21 protein-coding genes are annotated in these 19,671 nt (G+C 40.6%); all 21 read left to right on the plus strand.

Annotated features, from left to right (window positions below; translation table 11 throughout):
- Nucleotides 1-2 precede the first annotated feature (2 nt).
- Nucleotides 3-563 carry a DUF1697 domain-containing protein gene (locus NST85_RS10095; protein ID WP_341189202.1) on the plus strand — a complete coding sequence of 187 codons (561 nt, stop codon included), beginning with the start codon at nucleotides 3-5 and terminating at the stop codon, nucleotides 561-563.
- 166 nt (nucleotides 564-729) lie between these two features.
- Nucleotides 730-936, plus strand: a complete 207-nt coding sequence (locus NST85_RS10100; RefSeq protein WP_341189203.1) for a helix-turn-helix transcriptional regulator — start codon at nucleotides 730-732, stop codon at nucleotides 934-936.
- Nucleotide 937: 1 nt separating this feature from the next.
- Complete coding sequence (locus NST85_RS10105) at nucleotides 938-1,378, plus strand: hypothetical protein (protein WP_341189204.1); 441 nt, start codon at nucleotides 938-940, stop codon at nucleotides 1,376-1,378.
- A gap of 181 nt (nucleotides 1,379-1,559) precedes the next feature.
- Nucleotides 1,560-3,329 carry a methyl-accepting chemotaxis protein gene (locus tag NST85_RS10110; protein ID WP_341189205.1) on the plus strand — a complete coding sequence of 590 codons (1,770 nt, stop codon included), beginning with the start codon at nucleotides 1,560-1,562 and terminating at the stop codon, nucleotides 3,327-3,329.
- Nucleotides 3,330-3,344: 15 nt separating this feature from the next.
- On the plus strand, nucleotides 3,345-3,893 hold the full coding sequence (locus NST85_RS10115) for an NAD(P)/FAD-dependent oxidoreductase (protein ID WP_341191095.1): 549 nt from the start codon (nucleotides 3,345-3,347) through the stop codon (nucleotides 3,891-3,893).
- 196 nt (nucleotides 3,894-4,089) lie between these two features.
- On the plus strand, nucleotides 4,090-4,866 hold the full coding sequence (locus NST85_RS10120) for a tyrosine-protein phosphatase (protein ID WP_341189206.1): 777 nt from the start codon (nucleotides 4,090-4,092) through the stop codon (nucleotides 4,864-4,866).
- A 707-nt stretch (nucleotides 4,867-5,573) separates the two neighbouring features.
- Nucleotides 5,574-5,891 (plus strand): hypothetical protein, encoded by a 318-nt coding sequence (locus tag NST85_RS10125; protein WP_341189207.1) that lies wholly within the window; start codon nucleotides 5,574-5,576, stop codon nucleotides 5,889-5,891.
- Nucleotides 5,892-6,116: 225 nt separating this feature from the next.
- Entirely contained in the window at nucleotides 6,117-6,872 is a 756-nt protein-coding gene (locus NST85_RS10130; protein WP_127194735.1) for a YveK family protein, read from the plus strand.
- Nucleotides 6,853-7,545: a CpsD/CapB family tyrosine-protein kinase gene (locus NST85_RS10135; RefSeq protein WP_341189208.1), complete on the plus strand. Its 693-nt coding sequence runs from the start codon at nucleotides 6,853-6,855 to the stop codon at nucleotides 7,543-7,545. The genes NST85_RS10130 and NST85_RS10135 overlap by 20 nt, the downstream gene beginning before the upstream one ends.
- Nucleotides 7,546-7,769: 224 nt before the next feature.
- Nucleotides 7,770-8,669, plus strand: a complete 900-nt coding sequence (galU, locus tag NST85_RS10140; protein ID WP_341189209.1) for a UTP--glucose-1-phosphate uridylyltransferase GalU — start codon at nucleotides 7,770-7,772, stop codon at nucleotides 8,667-8,669.
- A 6-nt stretch (nucleotides 8,670-8,675) separates the two neighbouring features.
- Nucleotides 8,676-9,365 (plus strand): sugar transferase, encoded by a 690-nt coding sequence (locus tag NST85_RS10145; RefSeq protein WP_127194732.1) that lies wholly within the window; start codon nucleotides 8,676-8,678, stop codon nucleotides 9,363-9,365.
- Between the two features lie 21 nt (nucleotides 9,366-9,386).
- The gene (locus NST85_RS10150) at nucleotides 9,387-10,502 is read left to right on the plus strand and encodes a glycosyltransferase family 4 protein (RefSeq protein ID WP_341189210.1); all 1,116 of its coding nucleotides are present in this window, start codon (nucleotides 9,387-9,389) and stop codon (nucleotides 10,500-10,502) included.
- Between the two features lie 17 nt (nucleotides 10,503-10,519).
- A complete protein-coding gene (locus NST85_RS10155) occupies nucleotides 10,520-11,911 on the plus strand; it encodes a hypothetical protein (RefSeq protein ID WP_341189211.1) in 1,392 nt (463 codons plus the stop codon).
- Entirely contained in the window at nucleotides 11,908-13,077 is a 1,170-nt protein-coding gene (locus NST85_RS10160; protein ID WP_127194729.1) for a glycosyltransferase family 4 protein, read from the plus strand. Before NST85_RS10155 ends, NST85_RS10160 begins: the two co-directional genes overlap by 4 nt.
- Entirely contained in the window at nucleotides 13,077-14,207 is a 1,131-nt protein-coding gene (locus tag NST85_RS10165; protein WP_341189212.1) for a glycosyltransferase, read from the plus strand. The genes NST85_RS10160 and NST85_RS10165 overlap by 1 nt, the downstream gene beginning before the upstream one ends.
- Nucleotides 14,204-14,776, plus strand: a complete 573-nt coding sequence (locus tag NST85_RS10170; RefSeq protein WP_127194727.1) for a DapH/DapD/GlmU-related protein — start codon at nucleotides 14,204-14,206, stop codon at nucleotides 14,774-14,776. The genes NST85_RS10165 and NST85_RS10170 overlap by 4 nt, the downstream gene beginning before the upstream one ends.
- A 196-nt stretch (nucleotides 14,777-14,972) precedes the next feature.
- Entirely contained in the window at nucleotides 14,973-15,353 is a 381-nt protein-coding gene (locus tag NST85_RS10175; protein ID WP_127194757.1) for an acyltransferase, read from the plus strand.
- A 30-nt stretch (nucleotides 15,354-15,383) separates the two neighbouring features.
- Nucleotides 15,384-16,415, plus strand: coding sequence for a glycosyltransferase family 4 protein (locus NST85_RS10180; protein ID WP_341189213.1), 1,032 nt, complete (start codon nucleotides 15,384-15,386; stop codon nucleotides 16,413-16,415).
- Between the two features lie 3 nt (nucleotides 16,416-16,418).
- The gene (locus tag NST85_RS10185; protein WP_341189214.1) at nucleotides 16,419-17,324 is read left to right on the plus strand and encodes a glycosyltransferase; all 906 of its coding nucleotides are present in this window, start codon (nucleotides 16,419-16,421) and stop codon (nucleotides 17,322-17,324) included.
- Nucleotides 17,325-17,333: 9 nt separating this feature from the next.
- The gene (locus NST85_RS10190; protein ID WP_341189215.1) at nucleotides 17,334-18,686 is read left to right on the plus strand and encodes an oligosaccharide flippase family protein; all 1,353 of its coding nucleotides are present in this window, start codon (nucleotides 17,334-17,336) and stop codon (nucleotides 18,684-18,686) included.
- A gap of 7 nt (nucleotides 18,687-18,693) precedes the next feature.
- Nucleotides 18,694-19,638, plus strand: a complete 945-nt coding sequence (locus tag NST85_RS10195) for a polysaccharide pyruvyl transferase family protein (protein ID WP_341189216.1) — start codon at nucleotides 18,694-18,696, stop codon at nucleotides 19,636-19,638.
- Nucleotides 19,639-19,671 lie beyond the last annotated feature (33 nt).

The following is a 19,671-nucleotide window of genomic DNA, read 5'->3' on the forward strand; positions in this document are numbered from 1 at the left end:
AGATGGCTACATATGTCGCTCTCTTGCGAGGTATTAACGTAGGCGGTAAGAATATGATTAAAATGGCCCGATTGAAAGAGATGTTTGAAACGATGGGCTTGAATCAAGTAAAGACGTACATACAAAGCGGCAATGTCCTGTTCCAATCGAACGAGGAGGAGTCACAACTTCGTCAACGAATTGAGCATGAGATCGAAGCTGTGTTTGGTTTCCCAGTCATTGTTACTTTGAGAACAGTAGAGCAGTTGGAACGGATTATCGAGAATTGTCCATTTTCGGATGAAGAGGTGGCGGAAGCAGAATCATCTGCTGTGGGGGAGAGTCTCTATGTTGCACTACTAACGGAAGAACCGGTAAAAGAAGCAGCCCAGCGGTTGGATGTGTACGCTAACGATAACGAAAAATATCGTATCTCCGGCCGAGAAGTATACCTATTGTTTGCAAATAGTGTGCGCAATTCTAAGTTAACCAGCAATCTACATAAATTGAATGTACCGGCGACAGTTCGTAACTGGAATACAATCAACAAGCTCGTGGTTATGGCGAGAGAAATAGGCGTATAAGAAAAATAGTCAATTTATAAGGACGGCATTACCAACGCAAAGGTAATGCTATTTTTTATGCTTTAAAGGGGACTCAAAAGTATTTTTGCAAAGTCTGCTTTACAATTAATGCAAAGTAGACTATTCTAAATATGCAAAGTAAACATTGCATTTAGGAGGGGTGATTTTGAAAACTAGAATTCAGGAATTACGCAAACAACATAAGCTTTCTCAGGAAGAACTTGCACTCGCAGTAGGGGTGACCCGCCAGACCATTACTTCACTGGAGGTTGAGAAATATACTGCATCACTAGTCTTGGCGTATAAGATCGCTAAATATTTTGAATTGACCATTGAGGATGTTTTTGATTTTAGTGAAATGGAGGGAATATAAGATGGAGAAGTATAAAGAAAAAGTACGTTTAAGAATTATTTATCTAACATTGGGCATGTTTCTAACTTGTGGAATCAATATTGTACTACTTTCTAACAGAAGCAGATTACCTGAGATTTCCGATTTTATTCTCGGATTTCAATCAGGAGTATTTATTGGTCTAATTTTAGTATTTATATTTTGTATAGTGAAATTCCTAGCGAGCATGAAAAGTGATGAAGCGCTGAAAAAGCTATACATCGAAGAAAATGATGAGCGTGGGCAGTTAATAGTGTATAAAGGATCTGTATTTACGACTGTGGGGATGTTGATTTTATTGGCTTTGTCCACTGTTATAGCAGGGTTCTTTAATGAAATTATTTTCTTTACATTGTTGGGGGTTTTAGGAGTGTTCTTGATATTGTTTTGTACCTTCATGGTTTATTTCAAAAAAACACTATAATGAGATTCTGAGTGCAGAGTTCACACTTTGTTGCGATATAATTTACACTTCGTTTACACGATCGTGCGAAGTAATTAATATCCGACTTTTACAATCAAGATATTAGTAAGAAAGACCTAGTATCTTGGTATTGTAAAAGAGGGGATGATACAAGTTGAAGAAGAGCGTCTTGCACTATTCAATGAAGTGGAAATTGATCATAAGCTTTTCTGTTGTCACTATCATCTTTTTGGGAGTGGCTCTATATCAAAGTCATAAGATTAATCTAGTACAATTATCAATGGAAACGCAAAAAGTGGAGATGGAGAAGAGAATAAGCGTCGCTAAAATGACTCAACTGTTACAAGAGTTGAATAGAGAAGAAACCTCTTTTGCCGAATCAAGTGATCTGGAGTTAGTCGATCCATTTAAGGAGAAGCAAAAGCAGTTTGTTGATGAAATAGCGGCGGTAACTTTTGCTGCAAATACAGAAGCCAATAAGAATTTACAACTTTTAAAACATCAAGTTGAGGAATACATAGGGTATTTTGATGAATTGATCTCTACAATGGAAGACCCCAATTTGGATCCTTTGGTCGTCTTGGAAACCATTGATGAAATACATACAAAAGCACTTGCGCTAAATCAAGATATGTTGAAGACCAATGAGCAATTGTATACAGCAGCAGCAAAGAATGCACAACAAGCGCAAGCTTATTCCTTTGATCTGTTAAATGAAACAACCTCTATTGTTACTTACGCGGCAATTCTTGTGCTTCTTTTCACGATTACGATCGCCATTATGCTAATTCGCTCTTTCCTATCTCCTGTTAATAAATTGCAAGCGGCTTTACGTAAAATTTCCGAAGGAGACTTACGGCATCGAATTAATTCACCGTATAATGATGAGTTAGGGGTTCTTAGTCATCATTTCGACCATATGGTGGAGCGAGTTCGAGATATGCTGCGGCAAACACACTCCGTTGCATCGTCGTTATCGGTTTATTCGCATTCTTTTCAACAATCCTCATCCATTACCGCTAACACGAATCATGATATTGTAAAGACGATTCAGGAAATTTCAGCAGGTGCGGAACAACAGGCTGAGCAATCTGAGCAAAGTGCAGTCCTGATTCAAGAATTGGAACAAGGTGTCAATGAAATTACGGAGTACACTGAAATCATGGTATTGACTAGTGAAACGGCTAATCACAACACTCAAAAGGGGTCTGCGGCGGTATCCTCTCTGCAGAAAGTGTCTGAACAGTCAAGGCATTCCATTGAGAAGGTCTATGAAGCTTTAATGGGCCTTTCGGAGCAATCGAAACAGATCTCCAAAATTACCAATTCCATTACGGATATCTCCAATCAAACGAATGTTCTGTCCTTGAATGCTGCGATTGAAGCTGCACTCGCGGGTACTTATGGCAAGGGATTCTCCGTGATTGCTACTGAAGTCAGGAAATTATCACTACAGACAAAAGAATCGTCTCTTCATATCGATACCATGGTTAATGAACTACAAGCAAGTATAGCGGACTTACAGAAATATATGCTAGAGACGAAAGAGAATATGGAGGAGCAGGACGACAAAGTAGTGGAGACTCTTTCATCTTTTGAAGCCATTGATCAATCTATTGGGGAGATCAGCAGACAAATCGAACAAATACATGACAAGGTGAATATAACTCGGAAGAAAAATACTAGACTTGCAGAATCCGTTCATTGTGTTGCGGCCATTGCGGAAGAAACTGCAGCAGGGGTGCAGGAAGTTAACGCCTCTAGTACTCAGCAGGACATCGCTGTTCGTGATATTGCCCAGGAAGCTATTGAAATTAATGAAATTTCACAAAAACTGTTTCAAGGAATCAATATATTTAAGATTAATGTTGATGAAGTAGAATTAGAAGTAGAGGTGGCTACTGAAGATTTTGGAACTGTCGCAACCCGAGTAGCTGATTCAGTCCATTAAGCTACGGAAGAATCGATTCTAGCCTACGGAGCCGATAAGGTGATCTGGGCTGCAGGAGGAATCCCTGTAAGACCGGCTTCTATTGAAGGTATTATGGGCAAAAACGTATGTGTAGCTACGGATGCACTGCGCGAGTTATGCCTTGTTGGTGATACCATTGTTGTTATTGGCGGTGGTTTGGTGGGCTGCGAAACAGCGATTAATTATGCACGTAAAGGTAAAAAAGTAACTATCGTAGAGATGTCGGATAAGCTACTACCGGAACCGCTATTTATCCAAAATATGATGATGCTTCAAGTAATGTTGCAGCACCCTAATATCACTTCCATGCCAAGTACTAAATTGGTGAAGATCGGTACAGGTTTTGCGACTGTAGAGAATGAAAATGGCCAACAAGAGATACCTTGTGATAACGTTGTCCTTGCTATGGGATTTAGACCTAACAATGAGGTATATTCGGCGCTTGAGGGTAAAGTAGACATTGTTAATGTGGGTGATAGTGTCCGGGCGCGTAAAGTATATGACGCGGTGCATGAGGCTTATACTTCCATCTTAAGTATCTGAAAACTTGTATTTAACAAGCACGAAAGAGTGCGAATCTAGCTCCTATGTACAAGCAAACCAAACCCAGATGAGTATGCTCTGGGTTTGGTTTGTTTTTCTGTTTTCATGTTATGTATAAATTGCACTTTTATAAATGAGTATGATAGTTTAATAAAAACATATCAAGTCAATATATGAATAGGAAGTGAAGAACAACATGATAGATATCCATACGCATATACTGCCTGGTGTCGATGATGGAGCGGAGCATTGGAAGGATACCCTGGATATGGCGAGGGCTGCCGTCTCGGAAGGGATTACAACCATTATCGCAACACCACACCATGCGAATGGGAGATATTTCAATTCGGCGGTTGAAGTTGTAGAACATACACGCTACATTAACGAACAATTACTTGCCTTAGGTGTGCCAGTTACGATATTACCTGGACAAGAAATTCGTGTACATATCGATTTGTTAGAAGCTTGGTCAAGAGCGGAGTTACTTCCATTGGCTAACTCTAATTATGTGCTGATTGAGATGCCATCTTCCCATATACCGAAGGAGATGGATGAGCTGATTCATGAACTCAAAATCATGAAATTAAAACCGATTATTGCCCATCCTGAACGTAATGCGGAAGTGATAGAGAATCCTCAAAGATTGGCTGCACTGATACAAAGAGGTGCGTTTGCGCAGGTTACAAGCCATTCTTTGCTTGGTGGATTTGGCAGAAAAATCGAGAAAATGTCGTGGTTGCTTTGTAGTAGTGGACTCATTCATATTGTTTCATCGGATGCCCATCATGTACAGCGCAGAGGTTTTCGGTTGCGTGAGGTGTATGATGTGATCAATGAACGTATGGGAGAGCAATGGTATAATTACTTCATAAATAATGCCCAGTGTATTGTTGAGGACAAACCGTTTAACAGTGCACCTACATCAGTTTCGTCAAAGAGCGTACTGCGACGTATATTGTCCTATTTTTCGTAATGCATAGAACCTTGGATAGGACCATCTCCATATGTATACACGGTTAATTAGTAATAGGATATTGGATTTTTCGTTCCATTATTTGTGCTACTGAAGTTATAAATTTATCCCGAAAATTATGGGAATTCCTGATTAGTACTATGCCCATAAAAAATAGATCCTGCTGAAATGGCTTACTTTCATCGGGATTGATATATGTTTTGAACCAAGTGAACCGGATTTTCGCGGAAAAACTTGGTTTTTTTTGATTATTTAGGCCAGCAAAACGTTTATTTATGTAAAATGTGAGTGGATTTTCCCATTCTGAACATCTAAATACCTCACTAATAGTCCTGTATTTATAGGACCGTGGTCAATAGTCCCTAGTTTGAGCAGGAGTTTAGCTCGATTCGCAAATTACATCAGTTCATGAAACAGTCCAAAAACCTTTATTTTACAAGGGAATTTAGCTTGCTAAAGTGATATAGGGACAGTTTTATAATAACAATGTATAAAATAACATATAAAGCGTTTACATAATACAAAATAATCCATTTAACTATCCTAAACAAGACAAGTGATGTTACTGTTCTACATAAATTAGGAGCTCTTAACCATGTCTTTATTCTCTCAAGAAATGTTTACAATTATGTCATAATAGTCATCAGAGAAGGTTAAGCTCCATTATTCAAAAGAAAGTAAGACTTGATGAATGGAGGATATGAAAGATGAATGTTTCGAATGACGAGCAGAGGCGAAGAAGGCTGAAGCAATTTTTGAAAGTATTATCCGAAGATCCTTCTCTATCGAATCAAGATGGGTTAGAAGAAACTAAATCTTTATCTGAACTGCTTGTATTCTCCGGGTATAGATCATGGGATGAACCGGTGGACATGTCGGAAGTATTGTCGCAATTACTCAGGAAGTTAGGATTTGAAGCTTGTTCAGTGGATATGATGGAGCATGTCGTGAATGGCGGTACGATTGACGAGTTTATGAATTCAAGGTGTCACAGGTTACATAGCGAGCATCAGGATAGGTTCTAATTATGATTATTGGAGCAACCATACCCTCGAGTTCTCGAATTGAATAATTTAGATCATAGTAGATTCATAAAGAATGATTTTCCGCAGAGTTCTATACTTCTGCGGATAAATCCTACCCTATAGTTCTCGTTTTGAATAACTATATTAATAAAATATTCATTACGGGAACTTCGTTGGAGTTATGGAGGAAGGAAGACATAAGTAACTAGTAATGGAGGAAACAATTTGGAACTCAAACAATATTGGTTAATCGTCAAACGAAGGTTGTTATTGATCGTGCTAATTATGGCCGTAAGTTGTTTATCTATTGGCATTTACTCTTCATATTTCATCACGCCGCAATATGAAGCATCCGCTAAGCTTATCGTCAACCAGTACAAGGACAGCAGTTCACTGATTCCGAGTATAGATGTTGGGTCCATTAACTCTACGATTGGGCTAATTAAAACCTATAAAGAGATTATCAAGACACCAAGAATGATGAAAATTGTAGTTAAAGATTATCCAGATCTTGAAGTGACCTACAGCGAGCTTATTGGGAAGGTAAGTGTTAGCTCAGTTAATGAAACGCAGGTTATGTCCATTTCTGTTCGCGATATTTCTTATGAAAAGGCTGCAAATATTGCAAACGCCGTTGCCGTTGTTTTTCAAAAAACAATTCCTGAGCTCATGAAAGTGGACAACGTCTCTGTTTTGGACAAAGCCGATCCTAAAGAGATACATGGTCCGATTGCGCCTAATGCCAAACTGAATATTGCTGTGGCGTTCATGTTGTCTTTAATGCTTGGGGTAGGTATATCATTCCTGCTGGATTACTTGGATGACACGGTCAAGACCGAAGAGGATATCGAGATGTTATTAGGAGTTCCAGTACTGGCCTCCATACCGAGATTCAAAGAAATGGATAAGTTGAAGCGCGATAATACAGCTCCACTTAAGCCAGCAACTGGGAGGGATAGTCATGTCTCGTTTGATTCCTGAATGGAACCTCATTACGGAAAGTAATCCAAAGTCACCGATCTCCGAAGGCTATCGGATACTGCGGACAAATATCGAGTTCTCAACCATAGATCAAAGCCTGCAAGTCATCATGGTGACTTCATCCAAGCCAAATGAAGGAAAAAGTACCACCAGTGCCAATATGGCTGTCGCTTTTGCTCAAGCCAATAAACGTGTACTGCTGATTGATGCCGATCTAAGAAAGCCATCGCAGCATCACATCTTTGGGCAGTCCAACCGCAGTGGCTTAACAAGCGCTTTGTTTAAACAGAAAGATCTTCACGAAGTGATACAGCATACCAATACGGAGAATCTGTCAGTCATTCATGCAGGTCCTACGCCGCCTAACCCGTCCGAACTGCTTTCATCTAAGCAAATGGCAACATTACTTGCAACAACCAGGGAAATGTTCGATGTGATCATCATCGATACACCTCCGATCTTGTCTGTCACAGATGCCCAAATTGTAGCCACGCAAAGCGATGGTGTTGTACTCGTTATTGACTCGGGAAGAGTGAAGAAAGACGAGGCACTCAAAGCTAAAGCTTCTTTAGGGCATGTGAACGCCAAGTTAATTGGAGTAGTACTCAATAATATTAATCGCAAAAATTCGGATGCATATTCCTACTATTACGAAGATGTAAACGAAGCTTAAGTGTAATTCTCCCAAGGTTCTGAATTTAGGAATGGGAAGGTAATGTCTCTTGCACCTTTATCACCGGAGGCACTCGATTATGCTGTGGGTCAGCCAGACCTTAGACGTTTGTCGTCAAGAGTGTAATGTGAGGAAGGGTTCAATGCCCTTGTATTTTTGTTTATTAACTCGGAGTAGTAGCTGGGTGCAAAGCGAATAAAAAAATAGGATAGGGTGGATCAAACATGAAAAAAGTGACCAAAGCCATTATCCCCGCCGCAGGACTCGGCACTCGATTTTTACCGGCAACAAAAGCGATGCCTAAAGAGATGCTTCCTATTGTTGATAAGCCAACCATCCAGTATATCGTGGAGGAAGCTATTGAATCAGGTGTGGAAGACATCATCGTGGTAACGGGTAAAGGAAAACGTGCGATCGAAGATCATTTTGATATTGCATTTGAGCTCGAACACATTTTAGAGGAAAAAGGTAAGTTCGACATCCTTGAGAAGGTTAGGAAATCATCTCATGTTAATCTCCATTATATTCGGCAGAAAGAGGCCAAAGGGCTTGGACATGCCGTCTGGTGCGCCAGAAATTTTATTGGAAACGAACCGTTCGCTGTTCTCCTTGGAGACGATATCGTGGAAGCCGAAGTTCCATGTACGAAGCAGTTGATTCAGCAGTATGAGCTTACCGGACGTTCTGTAATCGGTGTCCAAACGGTAGATGTAGATCAAACGGATCGATACGGAATAGTAGATCCAGGTGAGCGAATAGATAATCTATACAAAGTGAATCGATTTGTGGAGAAACCGCCTAAAGGACAAGCTCCTTCCAATCTAGCCATCATGGGTCGTTATGTGTTGACACCTGATATTTTTGATTATTTGGAAAGACATGAGCTTGGTGCTGGTGGGGAGATTCAGCTTACCGATGCTATTCAAAAGCTTAATGAACATCAAGGTGTCTACGCCTATGACTTTCAAGGTACTCGTTATGATGTTGGTGAGAAAATCGGCTTTATTATGACGAATATTCAATTTGCTCTTCGAAATAACGATCTTAAGCATTTACTAATGGCAGGACTTGAGGAAATTATGGAGCTTGAGCTTCGCAAACAATTATTTGCAGTTAAGGAGTGATCTAAGATGACACCTTCACCATACCGGGATGAGGCAGTAATAGGATTCTCAGATTATTATTTGATGACAAGCTTTAAGCAAGAAAGTCTCACTATATATTCCGTGCTCAAGCGAGCGATTGATATCATTGGTTCACTAGCAGGACTCATTCTATTAAGTCCATTGTTCATTTTTATTGGAATTCTCATTAAAATTGAGGATCCATCAGGACCTATCTTTTTCTATCAGACTCGAGTTGGTAAGAATGAGCGGCTGTTTCGAATGTACAAGCTTCGTTCGATGTATACCAATGCTGAAGACAAACTGAAGGATCTACTTGATAAAAATGAGATTAGTGGGGCCATGTTCAAGATGCGAGATGACCCTCGTGTGACGAAAGTAGGCAGGCTTATTCGAAAGACAAGTATCGATGAGCTTCCACAATTAATTAATGTACTAAGAGGCGAAATGTCCTTGGTAGGACCGAGACCCCCTCTAACAAGAGAGGTTGCTGAATATACCAATTATGAGAAGAAACGTTTGTCTGTCACACCAGGTTGCACAGGACTTTGGCAAGTTAGTGGTAGAAATAATCTTAGCTTTAAAGAAATGGTCGAGCTCGATATTACTTATATTTCGAAGAGATGCATCTGGTTCGACATCAAAATTATATTTCGAACGATGAAGGCCATGCTTGGATCTCAGGATGCATTTTAACTTAGAAATGGAGGGAAGGGAATGGCAAGAATCCTTCATATTTCGGAGTTTACAAAAGGCGGAATTGAAACTCATCTTAATGAGGTCTTGAACTATCAATCCAGCAACCATGATATTTATCTCGTAGCGTCTCAGCAGAACTCCAGTCAGGAGACCCTTCGTATTAGTCCAGATCGATTGTATCTGTACCCTTATAAGAGAAATCCTAAATATTTTCTCGAAGCCATGAAGTCGATTCATAAGATGATTAACGAAGTGAATCCCGATATCGTGCATGTCCATGGAACGTTCGCAGGTTTCTTTCTGCGGACGTTGTTTCTTTTTAAGAGGAAACGTCCCGTTGTGATTTATTGTGCGCATGGTTGGGCTTTTCTAATGGACACGAAGGCCTGGAAGAAGCGGGTGTTCGCTTCAGTGGAGAAGCTGTTGTCGTTCCGTACAGACGTCATCATCAATATCTCCAATCATGAGTATCAGATGTCGATGAATTACGGCTTGTCTTTCAAAAAATCAGTAGTCGTATATAACGGGGTATCGGATGCTCCTTCTACGGATTTTTTACCGTTTGAAGTTCAGAAGGACAAAATTAACCTGCTATATGTAGGGCGTTTCGACCGGCAAAAAGGGTTTGATCTGCTGCTTGAGGTGTTTAACGAGCATGATTTCGGAGACATCAATCTCTACTTAGTAGGTGATACCGTATTGAAACAATTTGATTATAAATTTCCGAGCAATGCGGTGAAGATTGGATGGGTAGATAATTCGCAGATTGACCGCTATATGAGAGCGTGCGACGCCGTTATCGTTCCGTCTCGTTGGGAAGGATTCGGTATCGTTGCAATTGAGGCGCTGCGGAATAAAAAGCCTGTTATAGCAAGCAACCGAGGTGCACTTCCCGAGATCATTCAGCATGGAGTCAATGGTTATATCTTCGATTTTGATCATAAGGAAGAGTTAGTTCGAATTATTGAGGAATTAAGCAAAGACAAGCTAGAAGTGATGGGTGAAGCGGGAGAAAGAATTTTTAATGAGAAATTCCATGCGGATAAGATGAATCAACAAATCGAGTTATTGTACGAAACTGCCTTGAGCAACCGCAGAAACCAGTACTCTGGGGCCGTGGGCAAATATGTCTAGATTCACGGGGATGAAAGATGATGAATATGAGCTTACAGAACAATCCTACGACAAATGAAGAAGTAGTTCAGAGGCAACCGGGCAAAGGGCAGATGTTTTTGGGACTTTATCTCAGTTTCTTGCTGATACTGACACTCTATCAGGATTTCCCACTGGTGAATAGTATCGGTGAAATAGGCCGATCACCTATTATTGTTCTGTTTCCGCTCTTTATATTTTGCGAGATTGCGATGCTCTCGAAATATAAGAAGATTATGACGGTGTCCAAGCTACAGAAGTATATATTAGCTTTCATTATCTATCTAAGCTTTATCAGCATGATCTATATTCTGGTTCAATTCATGCAGGGTAGCTACAGCTTCGGAACAGAGAACCTTCTTGGTAAGGCAATAAAGGTATTAATCTACTTTCTGGTCATCCTGCTCTATATTCGGCATATGCAGCTCGTCTTCTCAAAAATAAACAGTTTTAAGCTGCTTTATGGTTGTTTTTGTGCCGTATTCACCCTCTTGTTAGGCATTATGATTATTGAATTGGTAAGTATGCCGAATGCACTTCCCTTTATGCACTCCAAGAGTAATCCTTATTGGAGGGTGAGGCTACTTACTTCGGAAAGTAGTACAACGGGTTCGATAGTCGTCGTGTACTCTGCGATTATGATTTATTTATCCCGATATTTAAATGGCTTCGCAAAGACGTTGTCTTGTCTCTATGTAGCTAGTTTCTTTCTGTTTTATTTATTCGTTACGGGATCAAAGGGATTTTTAATTGTGAGTCTATTAACTCTAGTGGTGACCATGATCAAATTCCTCGATTTCAGGAAGAAAAGAAACTTTTTTCTTCTACTTGGGGTTATCTTGGCGATGTATTTGTTTATCACTTATTTCTCAGCAGGACTAATCAGTTCATTTAGCAATGATATCGAGAATTACACGTCATCTTATACACGGATGGGCACGATTATTGTTGCTATCACTACCGTTTTTCACCATCCATTAGGGGTTGGTACAGGAGCATATTTAATGTACTTTGATCAATATATGGATGATGCGATCAACCTGATGTCCCGTTTTTATTACAATGTTTTCGGTATGAGCCAGATCAATACAGGGGAATTGTTGCAGTATTCGGGTTCGGATAAAAATTTGGGCGTTAAATCGGGATTTTTCCAATGGGTGATGTTCGGCGGAATTTTCTCGGTCGTATTTTTCTATCTATTAGCTAAAGATCTGATTATTAAAGTAAAGGGAAATATTATTTTATTCATAGCGCTTATATTCGTCTTATTCTCGTTGCTCTTTGTGGCACTTGAAATTAAATATGAGATATGGCTGCTTTTCGCATTTATTAGTCTTTTTCTAGGAAAAAAAGAATTAAATTATAACAACACCTGGGGGGTTACGAGATGAAGATACTTGTTGTGTGTAGTGACTTCCCATATCCCGCTGATCATGGGGGTCGGGTTGATACGTGGGGAAGAATTAAGGTGTTAGCCGAGCTTGGCTGGAAGATACATCTTGTTGTTTGCGGTAAACAACTGCCCTCTCATGGAGACATCGAGGTAGTATATCATTATGTTGAGAAGATTAAGCTGTGTGACAGGAGGAGCAAGCTTACGGATCTGCTCCATTCCATCCCAATGCAAGCCCAGTCGCGCAAAGAGCTGAAACACGTGAACATCGATGAGGATTATGATTATGTGCTGTTGGAAGGCGATTATGTGTATCCCATCCTAAAGAATCCACTGATCAAACATGCTAACGTCATTTTACGGGTTCACAATGATGAGGCAATATACTTCAAGGCGCTTGCTCGAAGCACTAAGAATATAATTCATAAGCTGTATTATCTCATGGAGAGTTATAAGTTCAGCACATTGCAGAAAAAAATGCTGCAGAAAGTAGATAAATATTTGTTTATCTCTAATAAGGAGTTTGAAGAATTTCAGAGACGACATCCTTCTGCCAAAAGCCTGTTCTTACCACCACCGGTGACGAAGGAAACCTTCCTTGCAAGTACGTTCCAAACTAAGCATGTTGTATTTATCGGATCCCTGTTCATGCCAAATAACCGGGAAGCGATTGAGTGGTATCTTGAGCATGTTCATCCATTGATGCTACAGGAGCCGGATTACAAATTTATTGTGGCCGGAAACAGTAGGAAACAAAGCTTAAATTGGCTACAGTCTTTTGATATGACGAATGTGGTTGTACATGATACGCCCGAGAGTCTCGACGATATTTATAAAAGTGGGTATCTGTTCGTGAATCCGATGCAAAATGGTGCTGGTGTAAAATTAAAAACGATCGAGGCGATTCAAAACGGCTTGCCCGTCATTTCAACATCTATTGGTTATGAGGGCACTGGACTTGTTCATAATGAACACATTATGGTTGCGGATAGCCCAGAGGAGTTTTATTTCAGAGTGAAGCAGATGTTTGATAATCCTATATTAGCCAAAGACTTGCTAGAGTCGTCACAACATTATATTCGTACACATTACAACCATAAAGAGGTACTGAAAAGCTACATAAATTCATTGAATACCCATGTTCAATTGGAGCAGGTGCTGTGATGAATAAGGATAAAATTAACGTCCTATTTATTACCCATGCAGATAAAAAGGGTGGCGCCGAACAAAGTCTGATCCATCTAATCAATTACTTGGATACGTCAAAACATCGGATTTTCTTATTAAGTCCGAGGGATGCTGACTTCTTAAGTGAGATTAGAACGAACTATACTCATTTTCCACTTCGCTTGAACAGTATTAAGAAGAGATTAGGGCTCGGTTACCTCGAAACCGTATTCCAAATCAGGAGATTCGCGAAGAAAAATCACATTGATATTATTCATGCCAATGGTTGGAGGGCACCGTGGTATACCGCACCACTCAAATTTCTAACGAATTGCAAAATAGTTTGGCATCATCGGGACTATACGCATTTGAAGATGTTCAATCGTGTACTGCCTCGGTTTTTTGATCAGATCATCTGTATTTCGCACTTTGTTGCGAACTCAATTGAAGGAAAGAATAAAACAATTATTTATAACGGAGTCGATCCAGAACTAGCTTTGACGATGAGGAGTCGTAGCTTTATGGAGGATGATATTCTTGTTATTGGTACCTTTGGTCGGATCGTAGAGTGGAAGAGATATCATCTGGTGATTGAAGCAGTCAAGAAGTTGGCTGATCATAAGAAGAACAACTGGAAATTGCTGATCGTAGGAGATACATCGGTGGATGGTTCGGAGGATTATTATAATGATATGGTCCTGAAGGTCAAGCAATATGGGCTGGAGCATCACGTTATCTTTTATGGATACAGCAAGAAGCCCCTTGATCTTATGAAGGAATGCGATCTGACAATTAACTTCTCACTAAATGAGCCGTTTGGAAGAGTGATTATTGAATCTCTACTTGTACAAACCCCTGTTATTGTTGCTGATTCTGGTGGAGCCCCGGAAATCATTCATCAAACTAAGGGAGGCTTTATCGTGAAGGATGGGGATGTCGACGCGCTATATCAGACAATTGATAGTGTATATGACAAGACCATTGACTATCAGGAACTATCTATCCAAGGCTATATGAATGTCATGAAGGACTTTAATATGGTCACGATTGCTCGCAAGGTAGAAGACACCTACCAATCGTTACTAGCAGAACCGATGAATCCAACAAATGGTTGGTTGATATCATGAGTATTTCATTCAATCAAATTAGTCTAGGTAAGGTATTGGCTGTGCTTAAGGGAGCATGTATCTTACCATTCAAAGCCAATTCCGTTGGCTTTCTAGGGCGGATTTCAGGGAAGCTGCGGGTAAGTAATAAAGGGAAAATCGTCATTGGAGGTAATGTTTCCTTTCATGCCAAGCCTTTTCCTTCTTCAATTACTGTCAGTAAGGAGGCTAAGCTCTGGGTGGGTGATCATGTGTTCTTTAATTATGGATTAGATATCGGCTGTACGAAATCGATTCGGATCGGCAGTTATACGATTATAGGTCCCATGGTCAATATGATGGATACGAACTTTCACCCTGTAGATGTAAATGATCTATCCTATAGCAAAGAAATCGTTATTTCGGATAATGTCTGGATTGGGCGTGGAGTGCTGATCTTACCGGGCGTGACTATTGGACAGAATTCCGTCATAGCTGCAGGAAGTGTTGTAACGCGCGATATTCCTGACAATGTGCTCGCCGGAGGTTCTCCTGCCAAGGTCATCCGCGAAATTCAAGTCCCACCGAACTGGATACGTAGACATAATTGAAGGTTCGCAAGTGACAGAGAGGGGGCCTCGCTTGAACATAAGTCGTATAAAGCATGTTCTAAAAAAAGCCTATCGCTTGCTACGAGGTAGATTGTTTAGACTCAGAGCCACTCAAAGTGGTTCGAGACTACAAGTATCAGGTTCACATGTCATTTCAAGGAGTCCACATTCGAAATTAATTTTTGGAGATAGGGTGATGCTCTATGACCAAGTAAATTTCTATTTAGATAAACCTGGAGCTGAGATTGTAATTGGTGATCGAACGTATATTAACCGCCGGACAGAGATCATGTCTATGGCATCCGTTAAGATCGGCAATGATTGTGCGATCTCATGGGACGTAGTCATCACAGACACGGATTATCATCAGATGGAAGGAACAATGTCATCTACTAAACCTATTGTGATTGGTGATGAAGTCTGGATCGGATGTAAATCTATAATTTTAAAAGGAGTTCGCATTGGTAATGGAGCTATAGTTGCTGCGGGTTCTGTTGTGACGAAAGATGTGGAGCCATATACGCTTGTAGGGGGGACACCGGCAAAGGTGATAAAAAGGGATGTCCGGTGGAATTGATTCGAGAGAAAAGTTAGGGAGAGTAATGTCATGAAAGTATGGATGTGGCCGAAATCAAGTCAATTGAACTTCTATAATGATTTACTATCCGATTCGCTAAGTGGAGCAGGTATGGATATTGTGGATTTGAGACATGGCAAACTAATGCTTAAGTTAGGCGGAGTAAAAACGGGAGACGTTGTCCACATTCATTGGATGCATCATGCCTATCAAAATGAGAATCTGCTATTGTTTATCGTGAAATCGTTCTTCTTCATTTGCAGTATGGTGTATTTAAAATTGAGACGTGTTCAGTTGATATGGACCATTCATAATTTGTACCCACATCACATGAAGTTTATAGGCATGGAGCGCTTCATGCGGTCGCTAATTTGTCGCTTTTGCAGCAAACTGATCGTAGCCTCTGATTCTATCAAGTCAAAAGTTATGAGCGAATTTGGTGTTCCAGCAAGCAAATTGTTCGTGGTGAAGCATGGTCATTATTTAGGTGTGTACAAGCCGAAGGGCATGAATATCAGAGAACTATATAACATTAATGATGATGCCGATGTCTATTTATTTCTGGGAGCTATTAAAGCATATAAAGGTGTTGAAGATTTAATCGAAGCTTTTAATGCAGTGAAAACTAGACAAACGTATCTGATCATTGCGGGTAAGGCAGATCAAGAGATGCTTGAATACCTGAAGAGCGTTAAGGATAACCAGAATATAGTGATGGATCTACGCTTCATACCGAATGAAGAAGTAGCTGATCTAATTAGTGCAGTGGATGTCATGGTGATGCCTTACAAAGAAATTACGACTTCCGGTACAGCTATACTTGGACTGTCCTTTAAGAAGTTGATCGTCATGCCAGACAATGACTTCATTCATGAATATTTCAAGGAAGATATGGTTGTGAGCTACGAACCAGCGGATGGAAATGGACTGCAAAATGCGATGAAAGCAGCTTTGAATGTAAAGAGAGAAGAAAATACACCCAAATATGAAGAAGTGTTGAAAGAGTTGGAGTGGAGCGCCATTGCGCAGCAGGTTAAAAACGTTTATCAAGGATGGGGATGAACGATGGATATAGTAGTAACGGTAGCCATATGTACCCATAATCGGGCGAAGGATACGGGCGAAGCCATTGAGAGTGTCATGTTACAGAGTTATGCAAAAGAAGCAATCGAAATAGTTGTTGTAGATAATCGATCAACTGATCAAACCACGGAAGTGGTGAACGATTTAAGGCGACGCTTTGGATCAAGGATACGCTATATTTATGAGCATAAGCTTGGATTATCGGTTGCCCGGAATCGGGCGATAAAAGAGGCGAACGGCAAGTACATTTTATTTCTGGATGACGATGCAATTGCCTCCCAAGACTGGGTTCATGAAATCGTGGACGTTTTTGAAAGTAATCCAGAGATCGGGTGTGTCGGTGGTAGGATCGATCCGATCTGGGAAGCCCAGGAACCGGATTGGATTCCAGAAGAACATCGTTCTGTGTTCACAATTCTCAATTATTCAAATGAAGTACAGGAAATGCCGACTCCATTCATTCCTTATGGTGCTAACGTTGCCTTCAGGCGGGATGTATTCAATGATATCAAGCCCTTTCGCGAAGATTTGGGTCGGGTAGGGACTAATTTACTATCGAGCGAAGAAAGTGAATTGATTGCAAGACTGCGTGAAAGATACAAGGTGTACTATACGCCGTTCGCACAGGTAGAGCACAAAATCGCAAAAGAGCGCACGACGAAGTCATGGTTCCTGAAACGGATATTTTGGCAGGGAGTAAGTGATGCGGTCAAACGTCAAGATACTAGCCTTATAGCGATTACGAAGCATTCGATACGTATGATGCAGGCCATTGCGTCTGCGCTACTGTCTATCTTTCATTTTAAAACATTTATCCGCCAGGTCATTAAAATTTGTTACCGCAATGGATCTCTTGTTGGCATCCTACGCTATAACAGTAGGGGGTGAGGCAACATTATGACACAGCTCACCTTTCAAAAAGTGTGGAGTGGCAACGGTTTGTTTCAAACGATTCTTCGTACGAGTGCAACCAATTTCTTGGTCATGGTTGTAAGCACGTTAACCTCGATCGTAACAGCTCGTATGTTTGGAGTCGTTGGAAAAGGTGAGTTCTCAGCTATTCTATTTTGGCCAACTTTGCTGGCCGGTCTGGTTGGGTTTGGTCTTCCTACTTCATTAATATATAACATCAAACAAAACAGAGGTAATGAAGCAGATTTCGTAAGGGCAGGTTTTCTGTTTCAACTCCCTGTTAGTGTGGTCGTTGGCGTTATCGCTTGGATTTGGCTGCCGGTATGGCTAGGAAATTACCCTGAAGCAATTATTCAAATTGCAAGATGGTATACGGTGTTGATGTTGCCTATATTACTGGCAGTAAATTTAATCTCAGCACTTGCGCAAAGCACAGGTAAATTTAACGTCTACAACGGTGTACGTTTATACTTTCCTTTGATCAATCTAATTGGATTGTTGGTGCTTTGGGCCGTTGGTAACTTAAGTATTCACCATGCTTCACTGGTATTTCTTTTGACCAGTGTATTTGTTATATCTTGGGCCTTGTATAGCATGAGAGAGGCGTTGAAAATTGATTGGTTCAAGGGTTCGGGGAATCGAACAGCGGCAAAGGCACTATTCGGATATGGGAGTAAAGTATTTGGAGTTGAGTTACTCGGGACATTGTACGCCCAATTCGATAAACTCATCATTTTGTCGATGCTAACCGCTCGAGACTTGGGCCTCTATACCGTTGTTTACGCACTATCCCGTGTGTTTAATGTTGTGCAAACAGCGATTACAAACGTTATTTTCCCAAAGGTAACCGGTATGGATAAGGATACAATCATGGTTACGGTTGGTCGAGCGTTCAGGCTATCTATGATCTTGATGATGATTATTGTTGTTCCGAGTATGTTCATCGGCCGCTATCTGATGGGAATACTGTTTGGCGCACCTTTCCTAGAAGCGAGTGGAGCTTTTTATCTCTTGTCCATAGAATGTATTCTTGGTGGGGGGTCTTGGATTTTGGCCTCTTCTTTTAATGCGATGGGAAGACCCGGTTTAGTACTAGTTCGGCAGCTTATTGCGCTGGCAGTAACGATTGGGTTATTTTTCGTGTTTACCCCACTATATGGACTGAACGGGATCGCACTAGCTTTATTCATTGGCGCGATAATCCGATTGTTGGTGACGATGGCATCGATGAGGATCGTCTTTCAGATGAAGATGAGCAGTATCCTATTTAATAAGGAAGATTTCCACTTTTTGCTCGAGCGTATTAAAGACTTAAGAAAAAGAAAAGGAGCTCACTGATATGCACATGAAATCGAACATTCATCCAATGGATGTTTTGAAAGATCAACTTCGCATCATTTTGAACGTGATTTCACCAGGGTCAAGTATTTATTATATTGATTATCCTGTTCATAGCAATGGAGGTGATCTGTTGATTATGAAAGGCACGGAGGCATTCTTCAAGGACTATGATATAAGGGTTCAAGCCCGTTATAGCGTTCTAGATTTTCCCGATAAGCTGGTCATACCGAGGGATCACATTATTGTCCTTCATGGTGGAGGTAATTTCGGAGATCTGTATCCCGCACACCAGAAGCTTCGTGAGAAGATTGTTGCGGACTATCCTGACCATCGGATTGTTATTCTGCCACAAACGATCTTCTATAAAGAAGAATCAGAATTCGATCGAACGGCTCACATATTCAATAAGCATAAGGATCTCCACCTTTATGTCCGAGACACCTTGTCCCATGAAATAGCATCGAACAAATTTTATGAAATTAGTGTTTATTTATCACCAGATATGGCTCACCAATTATGGCCGATTTTGCCAAAAAGCAGTCCAGGTAAGGATTTACTGTATTTCTTCCGCACAGATATTGAAAAGACAAGACAGCAAGAGCAGCTTGAGTTGTCTGGCCGGGGTGACTATTTAGATTGGACCTCATTGTACAATCGAGTCGAGAAAAAGTCGATCAATATGATTGTAAGTGCGATGAGAAAAGGTAGTAACCCGCTGCCAATGCAAGCAATTTGGGGTAAGTATACGGATTATCTTGTAGGCAAAGCTGTTAAACGTTTTAGCGGCTACCACAATGTGCAGACCTCTAGGTTACATGGACATATCTTATCCTGCCTGATGGACAAGCCTAACACCTTGCTCGATAATTCATACGGTAAAAATTCCAACTACTATTATACATGGACCAGTGGAATCGAATCCGCTCAGTTAGTTGTGGGGAACTCATAAAACTAAGCTGAGCTTTTGAAATACACTAGGTCA

Source organism: Paenibacillus sp. FSL K6-2524 (genome assembly GCF_038005525.1).
In the GTDB taxonomy this organism is placed as follows: Bacteria; Bacillota; Bacilli; order Paenibacillales; family Paenibacillaceae; genus Fontibacillus; species Fontibacillus anaericanus.

Coding starts and splice junctions, on each gene's coding strand:
- NST85_RS10095 (WP_341189202.1), top strand. CDS start 3: ATGGCTACATATGTCGCTCTCTTGCGAGGTATTAACGTAGGCGGTAAG.
- NST85_RS10105 (WP_341189204.1), top strand. CDS start 938: ATGGAGAAGTATAAAGAAAAAGTACGTTTAAGAATTATTTATCTAACA.
- NST85_RS10110 (WP_341189205.1), top strand. CDS start 1,560: ATGAAGTGGAAATTGATCATAAGCTTTTCTGTTGTCACTATCATCTTT.
- NST85_RS10120 (WP_341189206.1), top strand. CDS start 4,090: ATGATAGATATCCATACGCATATACTGCCTGGTGTCGATGATGGAGCG.
- NST85_RS10125 (WP_341189207.1), top strand. CDS start 5,574: ATGAATGTTTCGAATGACGAGCAGAGGCGAAGAAGGCTGAAGCAATTT.
- NST85_RS10135 (WP_341189208.1), top strand. CDS start 6,853: ATGTCTCGTTTGATTCCTGAATGGAACCTCATTACGGAAAGTAATCCA.
- galU (WP_341189209.1), top strand. CDS start 7,770: ATGAAAAAAGTGACCAAAGCCATTATCCCCGCCGCAGGACTCGGCACT.
- NST85_RS10145 (WP_127194732.1), top strand. CDS start 8,676: ATGACACCTTCACCATACCGGGATGAGGCAGTAATAGGATTCTCAGAT.
- NST85_RS10150 (WP_341189210.1), top strand. CDS start 9,387: ATGGCAAGAATCCTTCATATTTCGGAGTTTACAAAAGGCGGAATTGAA.
- NST85_RS10155 (WP_341189211.1), top strand. CDS start 10,520: ATGATGAATATGAGCTTACAGAACAATCCTACGACAAATGAAGAAGTA.
- NST85_RS10160 (WP_127194729.1), top strand. CDS start 11,908: ATGAAGATACTTGTTGTGTGTAGTGACTTCCCATATCCCGCTGATCAT.
- NST85_RS10165 (WP_341189212.1), top strand. CDS start 13,077: ATGAATAAGGATAAAATTAACGTCCTATTTATTACCCATGCAGATAAA.
- NST85_RS10170 (WP_127194727.1), top strand. CDS start 14,204: ATGAGTATTTCATTCAATCAAATTAGTCTAGGTAAGGTATTGGCTGTG.
- NST85_RS10175 (WP_127194757.1), top strand. CDS start 14,973: ATGCTCTATGACCAAGTAAATTTCTATTTAGATAAACCTGGAGCTGAG.
- NST85_RS10180 (WP_341189213.1), top strand. CDS start 15,384: ATGAAAGTATGGATGTGGCCGAAATCAAGTCAATTGAACTTCTATAAT.
- NST85_RS10185 (WP_341189214.1), top strand. CDS start 16,419: ATGGATATAGTAGTAACGGTAGCCATATGTACCCATAATCGGGCGAAG.
- NST85_RS10190 (WP_341189215.1), top strand. CDS start 17,334: ATGACACAGCTCACCTTTCAAAAAGTGTGGAGTGGCAACGGTTTGTTT.
- NST85_RS10195 (WP_341189216.1), top strand. CDS start 18,694: ATGAAATCGAACATTCATCCAATGGATGTTTTGAAAGATCAACTTCGC.